We start from the raw sequence: 21,504 nt of genomic DNA, 5'->3' as shown, positions 1-21,504 counted from the left end.
TTTTGTATTTATCTTTAATTGTGTTCTATATTCGCCGTCTCCCTCACAATATACACCGGACGATCCTTCAGTTCCGTAAAAAGGATAGCGATATACTCTCCGATGATGCCGATGAGCAGAAACATCATGGCGAACATAAAGCAGATCAGCACCACAATGGTAGCATATCCACTGGGAGCTCCCTGACGGGTAAAGAGCGTATAGACCAGAACTGCCATCCCGGCTGCTCCCGATAAGATTCCAGCGTAAATTCCCAGCTTTAAGGGCATATTGGAAAAGCAGAGGATGGTATTAACCGAAAAGATAAACAGCTTTTTTAAGCTGTACTTGCTCTCTCCTGCCACCCTCACGCCTGCCTCATATTCCAGAGTAGTTTTCTGAAAGCCCACGTTCTGGACATAGCCCCGCAGGAAACGCACCTTTTCCCGGTAATTCCCTTTTAAAACCTCTGCCACCGAACGGCTGATCGCAAAAAAGTCAGAGGCATTAGGCTCAAAGTGAACATCCGAAATGCGGTTGATCAGCCAGTAAAATCCGGAGCTGGTGATATTTTTGATCAGGCCTGCGCTTTTGTTTCGGGTACGCACCATACTGATTACCTCGTTTCCCTCCTCAAAGGCCCTGATGATCCGGGGAAGACATTCCGGGGGATGCTGCAGATCTGCATCCATGCAGACCACTCCGTCGCCTGTGCTGTAATCCAGACCCGCGATCATGGCTGCCTCATGTCCGAAATTTCTGGAAAAGCTGATAAGCTTTACCTTCTGATCCTCTGAAGCCAGGGTTTTAAGCACCTCCAGGCTGCCATCTGAGCTTCCGTCATTTACAAAAATCAGCTCATGATCCCAGGAAAGAGTATCCAACACTCTCTTCATCTCTGTATAACATTCCTTCAGCGCCTGTTCCTCATTGTAAACAGACACGACCACGGAAAGAATCTTTTTTTTCAGATTGCTTCTATCTTCACTCAAAGGATGGTTCTCCTTTATCATATTCAGTCAAATACCCGGATCTGCTGGCTGGAATGGGTTGGAACCCGCTTGTCCTCAGGAGGCAGCTGCATATAGTCGCCGTAAACCTCTGTAAGTACCTGATGATACCCCTTTGGGATCATCAGCTGCGTATCTTCAAAAGGCGCATCCTCCGTCTTGGTGCACCAGTCATCCTCCAGAGTTACATAGAGGTAATCCGGCTGGTAATTACTGTAATACCACCGGCTTCCTTTGCTCTTTCTGTCTTTTAAGGCAGCCCATTTCTGCATGGAAATGATCCACTTTAGGGGAATCAGCTTCCCTGCTGTGGCAAGTCCTCCTACAAAAATTTTGTGAAGCAGGCTGTATCTGCTATAATCCAGATCATGGCGGTGACCCATAGCCAGGCCGTAGATGGCCTTGTGGATAAAGCGGGTCATCTCAGACGCCAGCTTTCCCTCGGGCAGCTTATCCAGAATAAAGAGGTCTACCCAGAGATGGTTTAACTTTCCCTCATAATAGTCCATCCGGTCGCTGTCCGGATGAACCTGGCTGTTTTTATAAATAATACGGGGAGTAAAGTCATAAAATGCCCGGCCGCCCCGGTAGCTGTCCGGCTCCAAAAGCTCCATGGTATCGGGAAGTTCCCTTTTTATAACCTTTTTTAACGCCTCGTACTGGCTCCGGATCAGAACCACATCTGCATCATCATCCCAGGGAATAAAGCCCTTGTGGCGCACTGCGCCGATCAGGGTTCCCGCATCCAGGGCATACCGGATCTTATACTTTCTGCAGATCCGGTCCAGCTCCTTTAATATCTTTAAATTGGCCTCATGGACCTTTGTCATATCGTATGTCTGTGCCATACTGTCCTCGACCTCCGTTCCTGTCAGGCAATGGCTTCACGGATGGTCTTTGCCATATAGTCGATCATCTCGTCCGTCATACCGGGATATACGCCTACCCAGAAGGTATCCTTTAAGATCCGATCCGTATGCTCCAGACTTCCCACAACACGGAAGCCCTCCCCGTTCTTTCGCATCTCGTCAAAGCAGGGATGCTTTACCAGGTTTCCTGCAAAGAGCATACGGGTCTGTACGCCCATTTTCTCAATATGCTGAACCACCTGATTGCGGTCTGTGCCTTCCTTACAGGTGATGAGGAAGCCAAACCAGCTGGGTCTTGCGTGCTCGCAGGCCTCAGGAAGAATCAGCTTGTCCTCCGTGCCTGCCAGAGCAGCCTTTAAGCGGTCAAAATTGTGGCGGCGGCGCTCTACAAAGGACGGGAACTTGTCTAACTGGGCGCAGCCGATGGCAGCCTGCATATCGGTTGCCTTTAAATTGTAGCCTAAATGAGAATATACATATTTGTGGTCATAGCCTAAAGGCAGCTCGCCGTACTGGCGGTCAAAACGGTGTCCGCACATATTGTCGCGGCCGGAAGGACATACGCAGTCCCGTCCCCAGTCACGGAAGGAGCGCATAATGCGGTTTAAAAGGCCGTTGTCTGTATACACAGCTCCGCCTTCACCCATAGTCATGTGATGGGGCGGATAAAAACTGGAGGTTCCGATATCTCCGATGGTTCCCGTAAATCTTGTAACCTCGCTTCCATCCTCCTCCATGGTATACTGGGTTCCCAGAGCATCACAGTTATCCTCTACAAGCCACAGATCATATTTGTCGCAGAAGGCCTTTACCGCCCTCAGGTTAAATGGATTTCCCAGAGTGTGGGCGATCATCACTGCCTTTGTCTTTTCAGACCGGGCCGCTTCCAGCATGGTTACATCAATATTATACTGAGGAATGGTTACATCCACGAATACAGGAACGGCGCCGTACTGAATAGCCGGAGCCACGGTGGTAGGAAAGCCGCAGGCTACGGTGATGATCTCATCCCCACGTTTGATGCGGCGCTCTCCAAGCAGCGGAGAGGTCAGGGTCATAAAGGCAAGAAGATTGGCAGATGAGCCGGAATTTACCAGCGAGCAGTATTTTACTCCCAGATATCCTGCCAGCTTTTTCTCAAATTCATCCGTATAACGTCCGGAAGTCAGCCAGAATTCCAGAGCGCTGTCCACCAGATTTACCATCTCATCATGGTCATAAACGCGGGACGCATAGGGAATCCTGTCGCCTTCTCTGTATGGCGCCTTTTTATGAAAGGTATCGCAGTATCCGGCTACCTGCTCCAGAATCTGCGCTCTTGCCTGTTCTTCGGTCATATGTTCAAACATGATATGTTTTCCTCCTTGATTCTATTTCATAGGAACGCCGCAGGGCACTCCCCGCGGAGCGTTTTTATTCCATAGGACGCCCTTTCCTATGAAATGAAAAATTCGCGGATCTGGCGGTCCATCACCTCTGTCATATCCGCTCCCTCCAGATACTCCTTTGACCATTCCACAGTTTTCTCCACTGCTTCCTTTACGCCATATCTGGGCGTCCAGCCAAAGGTATGCTTGATCTTTGAGCAGTCCAGCTTCAGGAAATTCGCCTCATGGGGGCCGCCCACCCAGCGGTTCTCCCAGGTCTGTCCCTGTCCCCAGGCTGCGCAGAACAGATCTGCCAGCGTTCCCGTTGTCACACAGTCCTTGTCGTCCGGGCCTACATTATAATACCCCTCAAAGGTTCTGTCCTCATACTGCCTCATGGCAATGGCCAGATAAACAGCCAGAGGCTCCATCACATGCTGATACGGCCGGGTGGAATAGGGATTGCGGACAATAATGGTCTTTCCTGCCGCAGCTGCCCTCACACAGTCCGGAATGATCCTGTCTGCGGCAAAATCGCCTCCGCCGATCACATTTCCCGCCCGTGCGGTAGAAATGGCGCAGCGTCCGTCCTCAAAAAAGGATTTTTTATAGCTGTGGGTCACAAGCTCGGAGCAGGATTTGCTGTTGGAATAGGGATCATAGCCATCCAGATTGTCACACTCCCGGTAGCCATACTCCCACTCCCGGTTCTCATAAACCTTATCCGTAGTCACATTTAAAAAGGAACGCACGCTCTCCGTCCGGCGGACGCACTCTAATACATTTACCGTACCCATTACATTTGTTTCATAGGTGTAAACCGGCTCCTGATAGGATTCCCGCACAATGGGCTGGGCTGCCAGATGAAATACGATCTCCGGCCGGGTTTCCTCAAATACGCGGCTTAAATGCTCCAGGTCGCGGATATCTCCAACCACACTCTTTATAGTGTCCTCCAGACCGGCAATTTCAAAAAGGCTGGGATCCGTAGGCGGAGTCAGGGAATAGCCCGTAACCTCTGCCCCGGAAAGAGTCAGGATGCGGGTAAGCCAGGAGCCTTTAAAGCCCGTGTGTCCGGTGATCAGAACTTTTTTATTTCCATAAAATTCCTTTAATTTCTCAATTGTCATGGCTTAAGATCCTTTCTGTCATCCTTCCATATTTTCCAGGGCGCATTTCCCGACTGCCATAAGGCCTCCAGCTTTTTCATCTCTCTCTGTGTATCCATACACTGCCAGAATCCGCTGTGATAGAAGGATTTCATCTGTCCCTCTGCCGCCAGCCGCTCCATGGGTTCTCTCTCAAAAACTGTAGTATCATCCTTTAAATATTCAAATACTTCCGGATTCAGCACCATAAAGCCGCCGTTGATCAGCGCTCCGTCATTGTCATCCTTTTCCCTGAAGGAAAGTACGCTGTCATTATCATCAATATTTAAAACACCCTTTGACTGGCCCAGGTTTACGGTCGTAATCGTGGCAATCTTTCCATGGGATTTGTGAAAGTCTGCCAGGGCCTTTAAGTCCACATTAGAAACCCCGTCCCCGTATGTAAGCATAAAGGGCTCGTTTCCGATATAGGGCTGAATCCGCTTTACACGGCCTCCTGTCATGGTGTTAAGTCCCGTATCCACCAGAGTTACCTTCCACGGCTCGGAATAATTATTGTGAACCTCCATCCGGTTATTTGCCAGGTCAAAGGTCACATCTGAGGTGTGAAGGAAATAGTCTGCAAAAAATTCCTTTACCACATACTGCTTATAGCCCAGACAGATCACAAAATCATGGTAGCCGAATTCGGAATAATACTTCATAATGTGCCACAGGATGGGCTTTTCACCAATCTCGATCATGGGCTTTGGTTTTAAGTGGCTTTCCTCACTGATCCGGGTGCCGAAGCCCCCTGCTAATATTACAACTTTCATCGAATCTCCTCCATTAGCGAAATACATTCAACTGATTCTCTTCCAATATCTCAAATGCCTTTCGCAGCTTGTCCGTTCCCTTGCGGTATTCATACAGATCCGGGGCTGCGGGATCCATCTCCATCATCTCCTCATCGGTCAGGTGCGGCATCAGGGGGGCAAGCTCCCTCATCATCTCAAACCGTTCTTCCCGGTAAGGCGCTTTTTCTATCTCACGATATGTAGTATAACCATTTCCCAGAAGGATTGCAATACAGAATACAGCCCCAAAGATGCGGCCGGCTGCAGAGAGCCTGCTTTTCATCTGTACTGCCAGGGCAAAGGTCAGGATAATTCCCAGAATCCCCACCTGAAACTGCAGGGCATACCGGGAGCTTAACGCATAGTTTTCCTTTTCAAAAATGTATCTGGATAAAAAGATCAGCACATGATTTAAGGCACCTCCCGTAAGGAGCATCATAGGGAAAAGGGATCTCTCATAAATTTTGTGCCGCAGATTCATCCATAAAGCCCACAGATAGCCTGCCGACACAAAAAGCCCCAAAAGATAACAGAACCCATCTGTGATTTTCCCGTCTGAAATCCACTGGATCAGCTCCTCTCCTCCGATCAGCATTCCCGCCAGAGATTTTAAAAGAAAACGCACCGGAAAGGAGGGCGCATCCATTAAAAGCTCTCCCAGGGAACGTCCCGTCGCTCCGGCGTGCTCCTCCACCGCAAAGGAATTGCTGAGGATATAAAGCAGAAGGGGGATCAAAACTGCAAAAAGAAATGCCAGATACCTGCGAAAATCCCCCTTAAATCCCAGCCCTTCTTCCCCTTCCAAAGCGGAACATTCTGACTGCTTTTGTTTTTTTCTCCACAGGTCTCTTACAATTCCCGCTGCTGAAGCCAGGATCATTACCACCGCATAGATTGCGCAGTACGGCCCTGCAGTTCCAAGGATAATAAGTACTGGCAGCAGGATCATGCGAAGGGTATCTCCTTTCTTCTCCTGTCCCGTCCACACCCGGTCAAAAACCAATTCATGGTAATAAAAACAGGCAAAGGCAAAAAAGTGGGACCAGCCGCTTCCATTTGTAAGCATCTCCCATTGATTCAGGCTGAATGTCACGGCCATTATAAGAAAAAACCATATGCTCCCCAGCTTGTGACGGATAAAATACAGGCCGAATACCCAGGCCGCAAGCGCTGTGCTTACAGCCCCCAGAACCCGGTCAAAAGTAATGGAAAAGCCAAACAGCTCCACATTGATGATCCGTCCCAGATAGTTAATAGGAATTCTTGTCAGGACATCGGGCACAAAAAAGCGATCCGGATCATAGACATCCGGCAGGTAGCTGTTTACCAGGCGGATATAATCGGAATAAACCACATCGCAGGTGGCATTTTTGATGTACCATAAAAGAAACGCCAGCCCCACTGCGGGAATCAGAAGGCAGAGCGCCTTTCTGTATACGTCTTTTCTGTTTGTTTCTGCCTTCATGATTCGTTACCTCCAAAATTCCCGGCTATTTCCGGCTTTATTCTGCCGAAATGTGAACAATAGCTGCCAGCCGGTCTTCGCCCCTCTGCTCCATCGCATTCTGCATATAAAAATTATAGTCAAAGGTCAGGTGCACCAGCTGCCAGGGGCTGGCCGTAAGGCGCGCATCCAACACACTGGAGTGAAGGGGAAGCTTTAATGGCTCCTCCTGATCCTTTGTAATGGTAATCATTTCTCCGCCGCTCATAATGCCGGGATACATGATTTCCAGATCAATGATTCCTTCTTCTCCCGCCATCACGGTCAGAGAGGCGTGTTCATCCATCCAGCCGTCCTCATAGTAGCCGTAATCCACCTTGAGCTTTAAATCCCTTACAAAATCTGTAATATCCTGAAAACCATTGTGCTCCGGATCCTCCCGCAGCACCAGCATACTGTCATCCACCAGTCCGATGTCGCGGATGCTTTCAATCTTCTTTACCTGCGTTCCCTCGGCCAGTCTCTTTTTGTCAAAGACCTTAAAGAAGGTTCTGGCTGTAAAATCACTCATCTCATAGGTGTCTTCCATGATATAGATGGTTTTTCCGAAAATCTCATCCCCATATTTTTCATAAGTTTCTTCTGCCAGAGAATTATAGCGCAGCTGATCTGGCCAGAGATAAAGCTTTGGATAGCAGCCTCTGTAAAAAAGCTCCACAGGGAACATGAAAAGCACATAGGCTCCAAAGAGCACGCCCCAGGGCCAGATGCGCTTCAGATAAAGCTCTTTTTTCACTCCATTTGTCAACTCGCCGTACATCCAGGCCAGAAACAGCAATGCACCCGCTAAGGATACATAGATCCAGCGCAGTTCCACACGGATCGTAACGCTGGCGGATGCCACATTAAGCGCAATAAAGCCCGTAAATAAAAGGACATTTACCCAAAGGGCCGCCCGTTTTTCTTTCCTTTTTCTTCCAAACAACATTACAAGGAAACCAAGCACAATAGCAAGAACCGCCAGATCTGCCAGGATCACCAAAAGCTTAACCCAAAAAGGGCTCTGGCCCCAGGGGCAGCCGTTTAAGTGCTCCGGTCCCGCATTGATCCCGAAAATGTAAGCTGCCTGACTGAAGGCAAAGCCAATGGCCTGAGGGATATTTAATGTTTCTGCCACCTGAGTGCCTCCCGTTCCTGCCGGAAGCACCGTACCGATGGTAAAGGCCCGGATGAGCTGAACCAACCCGAAGCTTCCCACCGCTCCCACAATGCAGACAGGCCGTCTGCACCGGACCGCGATCAAGGCCAGAATGAGAAGAGGAAAGAGAGCCATATAACGCTCATGGACAAAGCAGACACCAAAATACAGCAGACAGGCCTTTAAAAACAGGCTGTCTCTGTGATCTTCATTGATATACCGGTACAGATTCCACAAAATTGCCGCTGCCATCCACAGCGCCATGGTTTCCATCAGCCCCAGCACCTGTCCGATCTGATAATAGGCCATACGGCTAGATAAAAACATGACGCCTGTAAAAAATCCAATGGCCTTTGCTCCGGAAAGCCTGCAGGCAATTCCATACAGATAGCAGGCCAGAGCTCCGTTTAAAAGGATGTTAATGGGTACGAACCATGACACATGATTTCCCACCACAGCCATTTCCAGCCAGGCTGCCAGATAATAAAGGAAGCGGAAACGGGTACTTCCCATTGGAAATACATACTGCAGAAAGCTCTGCTCTCCGTAGCAGGACCAGAAATACAGGTCATCCATATAAAGGCCCTTGATCTCGATTCCCCGGTTGACCCACACAGCCAGCCCGAAAAGCAGTCCCATAAAGATCAGATGATCCTTCCACTCATATTTTTTCTCCATTCTGGAAAATCCGATCCTGAATTTTATTCTGTCCTTTGCTTCCAATGCTTCTGCCTCCTTTATTCAGGTGTGTTTGCCGGACGCCTACCGGAATCCGTTCTCTCTCATACAGTAGTTTTGGCGGAAGCGCTCCGCCTCCTCTGTCTGAAGCTCCTCTGTCTTTTCATCTAAAGCCACACGGGCTTTCATATTTCCCCACTCAAAGGTAAGATCCCGCAGGGTTCCCTCTTCGATCATGTCTTCAACGATTTCAAAGGCCCTTGCCCGATCGGCCAGATATCCAGCCTGGACAAAGAAATAGTCAACCCCTGCATATTCCAGAAATTCTTCAAAATACGCAAGCTTCTTTACCAGATAAACATCTCCCCCACTGCCGGTCACATCATAATAGCTCTGAACACAGCAGTTTAAATCCAGCACCTCAGGGTGGTATCCAAAAGCCAGTACCCGGTCTCTGGGTGAAAAGCTGGCTGCCAGCGCTTCATAGCCCCGGCGTATTTTCCGCTCGTTCTGTTCTGTCCTGTGGTTATAGCAGCCCGGCCCGGTCCATTTCACAGGGGTAAAGCCCGGTGTGCCGGCCCAGCTGGTGGTGCAGGATACCAGCGTATTGAATAGAAAAAATGGAACTGCCAGAAAACAGAGGCTTTTGTGAGCCCATCGATTCCCTGCCTCTTTCCGGGCTTTTATCCACGTTCCTGTCATGCGCACTGCGCTGATTCCAAGAACCGCATATACCAGCATAAAATAATTTCCGTCCACCTGGCTCAATGTATAAATGCTTAAAACAGAGCCTGCCAGAAGGATTCCTGTAAGAACGCCGTCAAATCGGTCATGACTGTTCATAAAAAGCCCGGACTGCTTTCCTGAGCGAAGCCGGAAAATAAGGTTTATGCACCACAAAATGAGAAGGATGGTCACAAGCCCCGTTCCCCAGGCAATGATCACATGGTCCATATCTTCTCCCACAGGTGCAAGAAGAATCCCTTTCAGACGCTCCATGAGCCTTTCTGCCTTCTCACCTGCCGACAGAGCCCAGGGATCCCCGATGACCCGTGAAAAATTAAAGGGATATTTTACCTCAAAACCGATCTTTTCGCACATTCCGGCAAAAATAGAAGTGATCGGTACTCCCGTGATCCTCCATGTGCGGTACCACAATCCGGCTGCAGCCATAAGCGGAAGCATCCAGAGGAAAACTAACCTTTTATTTCCAATTTTTAAATTTTTCCCAAGCAGCAGGCATAACAGTCCTGCCGCGCCCAGTGCCGTAGAAAACACCAGTGCGGTAGGCTTGAAAACAAGGGTCACAATATAAGCCGCCACTGCAAAGAGCAGCCATGGAACCGCCTGTTTCCCCTGCTCCTTCTTACCAATGGCAAGGCAGAGGAAATCATAAATGATCAGCTGGTACAAAAGGGTAATGCTGTCGCTCTTTGCAGACACTGCCATATTCATAATGCCCGGAATGGCAGCACATACAGCGGCTGTCCACAAAGCCATGGTTTTTCCGCCGTTTCTCCCGCCTATATGTCCGGCCAGAAGCACTGTTCCCACAGTTGTCCAGAAGGAAAAGGCCAGGACGAAACCATAGGTAGGCGTACCTGACAGCGGAAGGTTTAAAACCTCCAGCCCCTTGCTGTAGCTGTACACCAGATTATTCATTCCCAGGTTTTCATAAATTCCCTTCCCATTATCCAGCACAAAACCGGAACGCAGGCCGTAGTGAAGGGAATCATAATCCAGCTCTATATTCAGCCGTCCTGCCTGCAAAAGAACCATGGTAAGGATAAACGCCCATAAAAGAGCCTGTGGGAAGGTATCCGGAAGTACAGCCTGCCAGAAGGCCTCTCTGTTCGGAACCGCTTTTCTTTCCTGCTGCTTTCTGCTCTCATTTTCTCTCCTGATTTGGATTGCCGCACATACCGCCAGTGTTCCCGCAGTAAGGATCAGAGCCAGAATCCGCCAGAAGGGAACTCCTCCATGGCCTGTAAGGGAAATCACGCAGACAATGACCATCCATAAGGCGCTTCCTGTTACAAGGCCCAGAGCCAGAGTCTCTGCCCAGTGGATATTCTCCCATTCTTTCCTGGTCAGATCCTGCATCCTTTTCCGGTCTCCCATCAGCCACCCGTTCAGCCATCTTCCCAGACAGATTAAAACTGCAATCCACACTCCTGATATAACAGCAGGAACAAGCATCTGATGACACCAGGCAAACAGAAGGCTTCCCACACTGATTCCCAAAATCTGGGCTTTACGGTTCTTTACTCTGGAAAGCCACAGAAGGTTCCATAAAAATACGGCCAGCACCTGGGCCAGCATGGTCTTTGTTTCCTCTTTTTTCAGTATCTCCCCCAGAGAACCGGTTAAAAACAGCTCAAATACTCCGATTCCCAGCACAATGGCCCCGGCTGCCCAGAGCAGGACCAGGACCATTTTCATCTCTCTTCGTCTGATGCCGCACATCCTGAAACATTTCCTTTACTCGTATTCCTTATATGCAGAGGCATATCCCCGCATCAAAAACCGGACCACCGGCTCCGGCCAGAAACGGGCAAACATTTCCCGTTCCTCCTTTGCCCTCCGGTTATCCTCCATACAGGCCTTTGTCGCCGCCCCGTCGTGAACCCGATAATACATAAGAGGCTTTTCACGGCAGATAAAACGGCCCGGACGCTCTGCAAGCTGCACCAGATTATCCCAGTCTAACGCGTAGCTGTACTCAGAACGCACAAGAGGTTCTCCCAACAGGGACTTGTGGTAGGTGGTCGCAGGGCAGCAGATGGAGTTTCCAAGCATCAAAGGCAGGCGTTTTACCCAGGTAAAGCCATTAAACGCAGGACAGCGAAGAGGCAGGCGCAGGATGCGTTTCACCCACAAAAGCCTGTCTCCTGTAATGGTTTTTCCGCCCTTTGTAATCACGTAATCCGTTGTGAAAACCGTCATATCCGGCCATTTTCCGGCTGCCTTCAAAAGCTCTGCCGCATACTCCTTATGATACACATCATCCTGATGAGCAATCGTCACATATTCCCCATCTGCCATTTCATAGGCATAATTCCAGTCATCCCGGATGCTGCTCTCTCCCCGGCGCACATAAAGGGGTAGCTCATACTTCTCTGCCATCTGCTCTAAAAATTCACTGGGAGAAGATGTACAGAGGATAACCGGCGACGGCTGGCTCTGAGCCTTTAAAGAGCGGATACAGGTTTCCAGCCAGGGCGACTGCCCATAGGCCGGAATGGCAAACACGTGCTTATACCTCATAAAAATACTCCTCTAACATCAGGCACAGGGCATGATAAACCGGCAGATGAAATTCCTGTATCTTAAAGGTTTCCTGCTCCGGAACCACAATACAGGCATCCGTCATCGCCTTTAAACGGCCGCCATCCCTTCCTGTAAGGCCAATGACCTTTAAGCCTGCTGCTTTTGCCACAGCTGCTGCATACAGGATATTCTTTGAATTTCCGGAGGTGGTAATTCCTAAAAATACGTCTCCCTTTCTTCCGTAACCATAGACCTGCTGTGCAAAGCCCATGCTTCCGTCCACATCATTTAAAAAGGCTGTGGAAAGGGCGGGATGACCCGTAAGGGCAATGGCAGGAAGAGCCCCCTGAAGCCGCTTTGCCAGTTCCTCTCCAAGCTCCGGCTCTGCCTCCTTAAGCTTCTGTTCAAAGGCAGGAGTCACCGGACGCCGTTTTACAAACCCCTTCATCAGTTCCCCCACAATATGCTCGCTGTCCGCACAGCTTCCGCCGTTTCCGGCTATGAGAAGCGTTCCATCCTGCAAAAAGGCATCCCTGAGAATTTCATATGTCTTAAAAATGTCCTCTTTTACAGGCATCAGTACCGGATAGCGCTCCATCAACTCCTTAAGAATCAAATCTACCTTACTGCCGTTCATCCTGTTACCTCTCTTTTTTCCTGAAATATATCACGCCTCTGCTTTACTGCCGCCTTAAAATCCAGTCCGCAGCCTGGGGCAGATTCTCTGCATAATAATCATATGAGGGCGCTTCATCCTTCTTCGCCTGACTGGCTTCATAAAGCTCCTTCCCATATCCCGTTCCTACCAGAATGGAGGTCACACCGTAGTTCTTCCCCGCCTGCGTGTCTAAAAGCTTATCTCCAATCATATAGGAATGGGACTTATCTGCTGTAAACCGCTCTTCTGCCTGCAAAAACATACCGATTCCCGGTTTCCGGCAGCTGCACTCCTTTTTATAGCTCCCGATTCCGTGAACCGGATGGTGGGGACAGTAATAAAAGCCGTCTATTTCGGCCCCCTCTGCCGCCAGCAGCTCATTCATATACCGATGAAGGACTTTTACATCCTCTTCCGTATAATATCCTCTGGCTACCCCGGCCTGATTGGTGACCACCACCAGCTTAAATCCGGCCTCCTTAAGCCTTCTCAAAGCTTCCGGCACCCCGGCTAGCAGATGCATATCCTCCGGACGGTGCAGATAATTTACCTCTTCATTCAGCGTGCCGTCCCGGTCCAAAAATACAATTTTTTCCATATCTCATTCCTGCTTACAGATCAAAGGTATAAATCTTATTTGGCATATGAACCTTTACCTGATCGTACTTCCAGCGCTCCTCGTCTGCCACCCAGCTCTGGGCTCCGCGCAGTTCAAAATTCCAGTCTGCCAGCTGGCCTCCTGCCTGCTCCATACGGGCCGCTACCTTGTGGCGCACATTGTATGGGCAGTACATGAGAAGATAACCGCCGCCGCCGGCTCCAAGGAGCTTTCCTCCCAGGGCTCCGGCCTTGATCGCCTCGTCATAAAGCATATCAATCTGAGGATTGGTGATCTTGCTGCTCATGCGCTTTTTGCTTTTCCATCCATAGTCAAGGAGTTTTCCGAAGCTGTGGAGGTTTCCCTTTAACAGCTCGTCCTTCATGGCATAAGCCAGGGCCTTTACCTCACACATGGCCTCAAAGGCATCCTTTTTCTCGTAATTCTGTACCTGATCCCTGATAATGTTGGCAGATACATGGATATTTCCCGTATAGCACAGTAAAAGGTTGTACTGCAGCTCATGGATAATGTCCTTTTTGATTCTCAAGGGATTTACAACTACGTTGTTTCTGCCGTGGAACTCAATAAAATTAAAGCCGCCGAAGGCCGCCGCATACTGATCCTGATAGCCGCCGTCAATCTTTAAATCCAGCCGCTCCACCTGATAGGCCAGATCCGCCATGGCATAGGCGTCCATCATGATCCCCTTCCATCTTGCCATAGCCGTAAGCATGGCTACCATCACAGTAGAGGAGGTTCCAAGGCCTGAGCCGGGAGGCGCGTCGCACTGTAAATATACCTCGCAGCCCTGGCTGATCTCCATCGCCTTAAGAGCCGCTGTTACCAGATCCAGACGGCCGTCATAGACGTAGTTTTCCTTTGTATTGTACTTTACTGTCATATCGAAATCCAGAGAATGGACAATGATCTGATCGTCCTCTCTGGGTACGATAGAGCAGTAGGCATATTTATTGATGGTGCTCCCAATAATTGCGCCGCCCTGCTCCTCGCAGAAAGGGGCTACATCCGTGCCGCCTCCGCCGAAGCTGACCCGCAGGGGCGCTCTGCCTCTGATTACCATATTTTTCTCCTTCCGTTTCTTACCTACCGGACAACGCCTGTTTCTACATCCCTCTGGAACTGGAAATAAGCCTCCGGAATACCGATATCAATGAAATAACCGTCATTTACAAAGCCGCCCAGCCGCTTTCCCTCTGACAGCCAGCAGGGAATCCTGTCATTTTCCAGAGATACCTTTCCCTCCGGAATCTCGTCTAAAAGGCTTTTTTTCATAAGGTAAATACCGCCGTTTATGGTGCCGGATTCTGCCTCCTGTGTCTTTTCATTAAAGCCTGTAAGGATGCCCTTTTCATCTAAAACAGCCTGACCATAGCGGGATACGTCCGGCACTCTGCGCAGCACCAGCGCCATGTCCAGCTGCTGCTCATCCTGCTGCCTTACCAGTCTTGTATAGTCAATCTGGTAAAAGGTATCTGCATTGAGAACGAAAAAACGATCCTCTGTAATGAATTTTCCGGCATTTTTAATGGCCCCTGCGGTGCCTAGGAGGGTTTCCTCATAGGCGTAAGCTGCATGAAAGCCAAAATCGCTGCCGTCTTTAAAATATTCTTCCACCATGGAGCCCTTATAGCCTACGGCAAAAATAATATCCCTGACGCCGTTTCGCACCAGTTCTCTGGTAACGTACTCCATAAATGGTTTTTCCTGTATGAGAGCCATTGGCTTGGGACGGTCGCTTACGACGCTGCGTAAACGGGTGCCCAGACCTCCGGCGAGAAGTATTGCCTGCATTTTGTTCTCCTTAAATGTATACTTAAATTCCTCAGTGCTGACCTCGAAAACGCTGCGCGTTTCCTCGGTCGCAGGCGTTCGCCCTATAGCCATGCAGCTTTCCCCGTCGAAAAGTAAGCGAGCTTACTTTTCAACGTGAAATTCTGCATGGCTGCACTGCTCACTGCTGTCGCGAAAGTCCTCCTCTATCACCTTCCATGCGCCTTCGAGGCTGAAGTGTCTGCGGATATAGTCCTGAGTGGCGTGACACATACTCCGGCAGCGGGCAGGATCGTTGTAGAGAGATACACATTTTTCTGCAAATGCAGCCGGATCATCCTCGATTTCCAGTATGGTTTCTACCTCCGGAATTCCTTCGGCTCCGGTGCCGGTTGTGACAATGGGGGCTCCGTTGTAGATGGCTTCGACTACCTTGCCCTTTACGCCGGCCCCGTACCGCAGGGGAACGACTACGATTCGGCAGGAGGCATACAGCTCCGCCAGCTCTTCTTCGCTGACAAAGCCCTTTATGATAATTCCGTTTCCAGGCTGCTCAAGGGCCTTTATCTCATCCGTAACCTTGGATCCTACCACATAGAAGTTTATCTCCGGAAGTTTTTCCCGGATCAGCGGGAAGATCTCCTGTGCGAACCACAGCACTGCATCCGCATTGGGCGGATGAGCAAATCCGCCTACAAAGAGCAGTCCTTCTCTCTTTGCGAAGTCCTCCTGGATATTGGCAAGAAATTCATCGTATACATAGGCTGTAATGGCCTTTACCGGGATTTCCGGGTCAATCTTGTGGATGGCATCTACCTCCACATAGGACGGATAATAGGAAATGGCCGCCTTCCGCATCATGGACAGCTCAATGGCTTTCCAGTAATCAGCCTCACGCTTGATTGAAATATCGCCTGTAAGAGCATACTCCCGTCCCAGACGCAGGAAATGAAGGTCATGGCCGTAATAAATCACTTTGATATTCGTATTTTCCTTAATAAAGTCCACATATTTTGTGGCAATATGGGGCCGGTTTAAATAGGCAAAATCAATTTCATCCTTATTCCGTTTCAGCCAGTCCCAGATACCGGAAGCCCAGTCATCCCCGTAGAGGATCTCAATTCCCATCTGCTGGAGAGCCGTGGAATAGGGTTCCTCATGGAGGAAGTTGTCTCCCAGGAATTTTACCACATAGCCCTTTTTCAGGAACATTTTCAGATACTGATAGGTGGTCTTGGAGCCTGCGTCCTTATCAAAGGTAGGCACATAGTGATCCACTACCAGGATCACCTTTTTACCCTGGCTTCTCTCCCTTGCCCTGAATGGATTGGGATTTCCGTCATTGACAGACTGACGCTTAAACTCATCCGCCCATTTTTCCCGAAGCTTTTTGCTGTTTTCCACCTGATACCGCTTCAGGCCCGTACCGTTTACATCCGTACCGTTGGACACCCCTTCAAAATGAATGACTTTGGATAGAGGCTGATATACCACCCGGTATCCGGCTTTTCTCACCTCAAAGGCCAGATCAGAATCTTCACAGTAGGCAGGAGCAAACCGCTCGTCAAAGCCGCCGATCTGCTTCCAGAGCTGAACGGATAAAAGGATGGCGGCGCCGGAAATGTAGTCCACGTCCTTTACATAGTTGTACTCTGCCTTATCCGGGTCATCCAGCCGCCCATAGTTCCAGCCGGAGCCGTCGCTCCACAGAATGCCTCCGGCCTCCTGAAGACGTCCGTCCGGATACACCAGCTTGGAGCCTACCATACCGATAGACGGGTCGGATTCGATCAGCTTCACCAGAGAAGATAGCCACCCTTCCGTCACCTTGGTATCATTATTTAAAAACATGATATATTTGCCCCTGGCTGCCTTTGCCGCCTGGTTGCAGTTTCTTAAAAAGCCCTGATTGGTCTGATTGCGGCAGATCACCAGCCCGTCCACAAAACGGCTGATTTCCGCCGTTGCATCTGTTGACACATCATCTGCAATGATGACCTCATAGGTCACGTCCTTCGTATATTCCAGAATGGACTGAAGACAGGCATAGGTGTAGTGGATCTGGTTATAACAGGGGATCACAATGGAGACTAAGGGCCCTTCCCAGCCATTTTTTCCCTCTTTTCCCTCTCCCGGATACTGCGGGAAGGAAAGGTGGCCTCCGGTGAGATAGCCCTCGCCAATCTTAAAATCACCCTCAATCAGGTTACGGCCCTCTTTGGTGGCATACATCTTCATGTATCTTGCAGGGTGGCGCACCGTATGGAAGCAGTAGTTCAATACCTTGCGCTTTCTGGTTCCCTTTGGGAATGCCTTATTGACCTGAACCCCCAGCTTTCTGCGAAGCTTGTATACAGCCGCTTCATGACCATTCAAATAGGTGGCAAGCTTACCCAGCTCGTCAATCTCATGGCGCAGATCCTTAATCATGATTTCCAGGTTCTTTACATGATTATTGGTAAGGCGCAGAATCTCCTGATCCTTTTTCACCTGAATATTGCGCTCCTCCACCTCTTCCTGAAGCTGGTTGATCCGCTCTCTGGCCTGATCCAGTTCCTTTTCCTGGGCCTTTAATTCCTCTAAGGTCACCAGACGCTGTTTATAATTACCCATATACCCCTGAGTGCCGTCTCCGTGTACCCAGGACTGGAAGGATTCCTCCATGGCAGCATACAGCCCGGACAGTTCTTCCCCGATTCCGAATTCCTTCAGGAAATCAGCTGCATTTTCATAGTCCATCAGGCCTTCATATTTATAATAGAAATAAACCAGATTCCTATAGCGGACAAAACCTGCCGGAACAGGGAAATCAAAGACCCATTCATAATCCAGGCAGTACAGCTTGCCGCCGCTTACCATCAGATTTTCAAACAGGCCGTCAATATTGCTGACTGCGTAGGAAGCATCCGACAGGGCAGACAGCTGCTGTTCCAGTTCTCCCGGAGCGCTATCCTGTGAATCTTCTGCCGGATCCCTTCCAAACACCTCCAGAAATTCCGGCGTCACATAAAAGGACTCCGGGCGCAGGGCTGCCTTTGAGAATACCTGCTCCATCGCTGCCTGAATTGCCTCAACCGGAGCCTTCTTTCCCCGGATCTGCCCGCCAAGCTCCTCTGCCAGCGTCTTTCCTGTAAGAAACTCAAACCGTACCGCCTGTTTATCCTCAGAAAAATGCGGTTCCAGCACATGAACTTCAGGATTTACCTTGGAGAGCTTCTCATGCTTTTCCTCCATAGAACCAATATGTGCTCCGGATGCCTCTGTAAGAGCAGCCTTTTCCACATATCGCTTTCCATTTTCTTCTAAAATGCGGGTGCGGATCTGAAACTGAGGTTTTCTGGTCCGGTTATATTTTGCAAAAATCGTATCAAAGGGCTCCTGCTCCTTAGAGGCCACTGCCAGATAGGCATTGGCGAAAAGTCCAAAGGCCTTTTCCTGAACCAGCTTATCGGAAATCTCATCCTCATGGATGCAGGCCCAGCGCTGGCGGTCATAGACTGCGGTCACATGGGGAATATCGCCCTTTCCGGGAAGATACCGGTCGGAATACACCGTCTGAGCCCGCTTATACTCCGGCATGGGATAATAAAATTCTACGGTTTCAAGGCCTGCCTCACGAAAAGCCGCCTCCAGTTCTCCCTTGGTAAATGCACTCTCATCCTCATCATGGACAGCACCAGATAAAAAGCACAGTCCCAGGGCATTTTCACAGGAAAACACCAGACGGCCTCCCTGTTTTACATACTGAGAAGCCTCCTTTACAACGACCTTTAAGTCCATGTCCGGGCGGGAAGATTCTAAAACCACAAGATCGTAAGCTTCTCTGTGGTCTTCCTTCTTCCAATCGTTTTCTTTTATATAGGAAATATTGTCCGCACTGCTGTTTCTCTGCTCATTCACCACCAGATTTTCATCCCTGCGGTCCGTTACAGTCACATGGGCGCAGCACTCTGCAAACAATCCGGTGAGAACCCCATAGCCGGAATCCAGCTGCAGTACATTTTCACATTTTTCCAGCTCCATCCAGTCGAAAAGATTTTTCCGGACATCGGAAAGAGCATACAACACCTCCGGACGGCTGTCATTTTCAAGGATTTTCTGAATCCCCTCCGGATCGGAGCCGTATTTTTTAAAGAGATCCAGAATCTCATAGCTTATATCATTCATCTGCTTTCCTCTTTTCCGCTTTCACCTGGGATTCCATATCGTAAACGCCCACGGTGTTTTTATTGGAAATAACAGTAATATTTGTCACATCATACAAACGGTGATATACCGTATGCTCTCCGGCCTCGAAGCCGGTACAGCTCATGCTTAACAGGTACTCACCGCCCTGAAGGGTCATCTTCTGGGTAAATTCCACCACATATTCCTCGCCCTTTTTCACCGGCTGAATGTCCGCTCCCTCAAACATGGTGTTGGTGCCAGTGAGCTCCGTTCCCTTTTTATCCTTAATGGTATAGGTAAAAATAGGCGACTGAATATCCGCATGGAAACGGATGCATTCACGGATAGTAAACATCTCTCCTTTTAACAGGAGATTTGTAATATTGCCTCTGGCGTCTAAAAGACCCAGATCATAGATTTCCGCCCGTCCGTCGCCATATTCCGTGCGGTCTGAATTGATCGTCATCTGATCGCGCATCAGCCCCTTGGGATGCTGATTTGTAGTTCCGGCGCTCTCATGGCTGTCAAGAAATGTTTTTTTTGCCAGCTGTGCATCAACAAGGCCGTCTACGTCCATACCGCCTGAGAAATCGGAAAGGTCATCCTCTGTGCCGGACTGCTGATCCGTTTTATGGACTCCTGCTGCCAGCTCCGCCTTCAGCTCCTCCAGCTTTCCGGCCAGAATCTTCTTATACATATCCACCACTTTGCCCGCAGGCCCTTCAGCGATAAATTCGCCCTTATGAAGCAGAACCACCCGGTCACAGTATTTGATAATGCTTCCCATATCGTGTGTAACCATCAGGATGGTCGTGCCCTTTTTGCGGATCTCCTCCATCCGGCGGTAGCATTTGGACTGGAAGAATACATCTCCTACCGACAGAGCCTCATCTACGATCAGAATTTCAGGATCTACGTTGATCGCAAGAGCAAAGGCCAGACGGACAAACATACCGCTGGAATAGGTCTTTACCGGCTGATAGACAAAATCTCCGATTTCAGCAAAATCCAGAATATCCTGAAGCTTTGCATCCATCTCCTTTTTCGTATAGCCCATCATGGTGCCGTTCATGTAGATATTTTCAATTCCCGTATAATCCATATTAAAACCGGCTCCCAGCTCCAAAAGGGCGGAAATCTTGCCGTTTACATCCACCTGCCCGGTGGTTGGCGTCAGCACTCCGGTGATAATCTTTAAAATGGTAGACTTTCCGGAACCATTTGTACCGATGATCCCTACGGTTTCCCCCTTCTTTACCTGAAAGGAAAGTCCGCTTAAAGCATAAAAGTCCCTGTGATAATTTTTATGGGAAATGCTCATCGATTCCTTTAAACGGTCAATGGGCTTGTCATACAGCCGGTAGACCTTGGTCACGTCCCGGACGCTGATGGCATTTTCCTGTTCTCTTACTTCCATATCGTTCTCCATATCTAGTTGCATAACTGCATAATTCTCCACTTTAGGGATAAGTATATCATACAATGGCAAATTTTTATACTGGTAAAAAGAATAAAAACTACCCTTCTTCCTCCCCCGCCGCCAGCCCGATCAACGTTCTGGCCTCTTTTGTCAAAAATTTGTTCTTATGGTAAATAACGGAAAACTTCCGTGACAGTGCAAGTCCTCTTATAAAGAACTCCTTAACCTGCCCCTTCTCAAGGCTGTCCCGAACCAGATAATAAGGAAGAAGCGACAAGCCCAGACCGGCTTTTACCCCTTCCAGCACCGCCTCATTGCTGACGCTCTCCCATAAGGGCTTCACAGAAATTTCCCCTGCTGCCAGAATCCCGTCCAGAACCTCTCGCCCCGCGCTGCCCCGCTCCCGCAGGATCAGATCCTGTCCTGCCAGCTCTTCAGCCGATTTTAAGGTATGCCCTGCAAACGGATGGGCCGGAGGGCAGATAAATACCAGCCGATCGCCGGGAAAGGTCCTACAGTGGATATAGGGACTGTGAACCATTCCCTCAATGATACCGATATCGATCTGATTTTCAAGCAGCTTCTGCTCAATGGCCTCTGAATTTCCCACCGCCGCCTGTACGGTCAGCGACGGAAAACGTTCCTTCAGCTCCCTGATATATCCGGGAAGCAGGCAGGAGCCGATGGTAATGCTGGTACCGATCCGCAATTCTTTCGCCGCCTGGCCGTCTCCCACCCCCTGCTCCATCTCGTCAAAAAGCGCGATAATATGTCTGGCATATTCCAGAGCCTGCCGCCCGCTGTCTGTGAGATACAAACGGCGTGAAATACGGTCAAAGAGCCGAACTTTGTAATGCTCCTCCATCTCTGAAACAGCCAGACTGATAGCGGGCTGGGCAATATAGAGTATCTGGGCTGCCGCAGTCATGCTTCCCGTCTCGCAGACCGTGACAAAAATCCTTAAATGACGCAGCGTCATGATCCTTCTCCTTTCTTTCACTGATTCGTATATTCATAATATTTTCATTATATATATTATAATATTATAGTATTTTACATATGTATCTGCAAGGCGTATAGTAGGAATGCCGGATGGATTTTCCGGCA

The 21,504-nt window shown here is 49.4% G+C and carries 16 protein-coding genes; all 16 read right to left on the bottom strand.

Annotated features, from left to right (window positions below; translation table 11 throughout):
- Positions 1-14: 14 nt before the first annotated feature.
- On the bottom strand, positions 15-971 hold the full coding sequence (locus BN3656_RS07410; RefSeq protein WP_242962964.1) for a glycosyltransferase family 2 protein: 957 nt from the start codon (positions 969-971) through the stop codon (positions 15-17).
- A 23-nt stretch (positions 972-994) separates the two neighbouring features.
- Entirely contained in the window at positions 995-1,837 is an 843-nt protein-coding gene (locus tag BN3656_RS07405; protein WP_066545977.1) for a LicD family protein, read from the bottom strand.
- Between the two features lie 23 nt (positions 1,838-1,860).
- Positions 1,861-3,207 carry a lipopolysaccharide biosynthesis protein RfbH gene (gene rfbH / locus BN3656_RS07400; RefSeq protein WP_066545968.1) on the bottom strand — a complete coding sequence of 449 codons (1,347 nt, stop codon included), beginning with the start codon at positions 3,205-3,207 and terminating at the stop codon, positions 1,861-1,863.
- Between the two features lie 86 nt (positions 3,208-3,293).
- Positions 3,294-4,355 (bottom strand): CDP-glucose 4,6-dehydratase, encoded by a 1,062-nt coding sequence (gene rfbG / locus BN3656_RS07395; RefSeq protein ID WP_066545967.1) that lies wholly within the window; start codon positions 4,353-4,355, stop codon positions 3,294-3,296.
- Complete coding sequence (gene rfbF / locus BN3656_RS07390; RefSeq protein ID WP_066545966.1) at positions 4,352-5,149, bottom strand: glucose-1-phosphate cytidylyltransferase; 798 nt, start codon at positions 5,147-5,149, stop codon at positions 4,352-4,354. Before rfbF ends, rfbG begins: the two co-directional genes overlap by 4 nt.
- A 13-nt stretch (positions 5,150-5,162) precedes the next feature.
- Positions 5,163-6,635 (bottom strand): hypothetical protein, encoded by a 1,473-nt coding sequence (locus BN3656_RS07385; RefSeq protein ID WP_066545964.1) that lies wholly within the window; start codon positions 6,633-6,635, stop codon positions 5,163-5,165.
- Positions 6,636-6,672: 37 nt separating this feature from the next.
- The gene (locus BN3656_RS07380) at positions 6,673-8,535 is read right to left on the bottom strand and encodes a hypothetical protein (protein WP_066545961.1); all 1,863 of its coding nucleotides are present in this window, start codon (positions 8,533-8,535) and stop codon (positions 6,673-6,675) included.
- A 39-nt stretch (positions 8,536-8,574) separates the two neighbouring features.
- Positions 8,575-10,956, bottom strand: a complete 2,382-nt coding sequence (locus BN3656_RS07375) for a hypothetical protein (protein WP_096807409.1) — start codon at positions 10,954-10,956, stop codon at positions 8,575-8,577.
- Between the two features lie 15 nt (positions 10,957-10,971).
- Positions 10,972-11,757: a glycosyltransferase family A protein gene (locus BN3656_RS07370; protein ID WP_066545958.1), complete on the bottom strand. Its 786-nt coding sequence runs from the start codon at positions 11,755-11,757 to the stop codon at positions 10,972-10,974.
- Entirely contained in the window at positions 11,747-12,397 is a 651-nt protein-coding gene (locus tag BN3656_RS07365) for an SIS domain-containing protein (protein WP_066545955.1), read from the bottom strand. The genes BN3656_RS07370 and BN3656_RS07365 overlap by 11 nt, the downstream gene beginning before the upstream one ends.
- 43 nt (positions 12,398-12,440) lie before the next feature.
- Entirely contained in the window at positions 12,441-13,016 is a 576-nt protein-coding gene (gene gmhB / locus BN3656_RS07360; RefSeq protein WP_066545952.1) for a D-glycero-beta-D-manno-heptose 1,7-bisphosphate 7-phosphatase, read from the bottom strand.
- A 13-nt stretch (positions 13,017-13,029) separates the two neighbouring features.
- Positions 13,030-14,100 (bottom strand): GHMP kinase, encoded by a 1,071-nt coding sequence (locus BN3656_RS07355; protein ID WP_066545950.1) that lies wholly within the window; start codon positions 14,098-14,100, stop codon positions 13,030-13,032.
- A 23-nt stretch (positions 14,101-14,123) separates the two neighbouring features.
- Positions 14,124-14,831 (bottom strand): nucleotidyltransferase family protein, encoded by a 708-nt coding sequence (locus BN3656_RS07350; protein WP_066545948.1) that lies wholly within the window; start codon positions 14,829-14,831, stop codon positions 14,124-14,126.
- A gap of 123 nt (positions 14,832-14,954) precedes the next feature.
- Positions 14,955-18,977, bottom strand: a complete 4,023-nt coding sequence (locus BN3656_RS07345; RefSeq protein WP_066545946.1) for a glycosyltransferase — start codon at positions 18,975-18,977, stop codon at positions 14,955-14,957.
- A complete protein-coding gene (locus tag BN3656_RS07340) occupies positions 18,970-20,394 on the bottom strand; it encodes an ABC transporter ATP-binding protein (RefSeq protein WP_066545943.1) in 1,425 nt (474 codons plus the stop codon). The genes BN3656_RS07345 and BN3656_RS07340 overlap by 8 nt, the downstream gene beginning before the upstream one ends.
- Before the next feature lie 100 nt (positions 20,395-20,494).
- A complete protein-coding gene (locus tag BN3656_RS07335) occupies positions 20,495-21,376 on the bottom strand; it encodes a LysR family transcriptional regulator (protein WP_066545936.1) in 882 nt (293 codons plus the stop codon).
- Between the last annotated feature and the right edge of the window lie 128 nt (positions 21,377-21,504).

The sequence above is a fragment of the Clostridium sp. AT4 genome (genome assembly GCF_001517625.2).
Lineage (GTDB): Bacteria > Bacillota > Clostridia > Lachnospirales > Lachnospiraceae > Enterocloster.
This window is presented reverse-complemented; position numbering and strand designations above follow the sequence as displayed.

Coding starts and splice junctions, on each gene's coding strand:
- gmhB (WP_066545952.1), bottom strand. CDS start 13,016: ATGGAAAAAATTGTATTTTTGGACCGGGACGGCACGCTGAATGAAGAG.
- BN3656_RS07355 (WP_066545950.1), bottom strand. CDS start 14,100: ATGGTAATCAGAGGCAGAGCGCCCCTGCGGGTCAGCTTCGGCGGAGGC.
- rfbH (WP_066545968.1), bottom strand. CDS start 3,207: ATGTTTGAACATATGACCGAAGAACAGGCAAGAGCGCAGATTCTGGAG.
- BN3656_RS07335 (WP_066545936.1), bottom strand. CDS start 21,376: ATGACGCTGCGTCATTTAAGGATTTTTGTCACGGTCTGCGAGACGGGA.
- BN3656_RS07365 (WP_066545955.1), bottom strand. CDS start 12,397: ATGAACGGCAGTAAGGTAGATTTGATTCTTAAGGAGTTGATGGAGCGC.
- rfbG (WP_066545967.1), bottom strand. CDS start 4,355: ATGACAATTGAGAAATTAAAGGAATTTTATGGAAATAAAAAAGTTCTG.
- rfbF (WP_066545966.1), bottom strand. CDS start 5,149: ATGAAAGTTGTAATATTAGCAGGGGGCTTCGGCACCCGGATCAGTGAG.
- BN3656_RS07340 (WP_066545943.1), bottom strand. CDS start 20,394: ATGGAAGTAAGAGAACAGGAAAATGCCATCAGCGTCCGGGACGTGACC.
- BN3656_RS07405 (WP_066545977.1), bottom strand. CDS start 1,837: ATGGCACAGACATACGATATGACAAAGGTCCATGAGGCCAATTTAAAG.
- BN3656_RS07370 (WP_066545958.1), bottom strand. CDS start 11,757: ATGAGGTATAAGCACGTGTTTGCCATTCCGGCCTATGGGCAGTCGCCC.
- BN3656_RS07345 (WP_066545946.1), bottom strand. CDS start 18,977: ATGAATGATATAAGCTATGAGATTCTGGATCTCTTTAAAAAATACGGC.
- BN3656_RS07375 (WP_096807409.1), bottom strand. CDS start 10,956: ATGTGCGGCATCAGACGAAGAGAGATGAAAATGGTCCTGGTCCTGCTC.
- BN3656_RS07385 (WP_066545964.1), bottom strand. CDS start 6,635: ATGAAGGCAGAAACAAACAGAAAAGACGTATACAGAAAGGCGCTCTGC.
- BN3656_RS07350 (WP_066545948.1), bottom strand. CDS start 14,831: ATGCAGGCAATACTTCTCGCCGGAGGTCTGGGCACCCGTTTACGCAGC.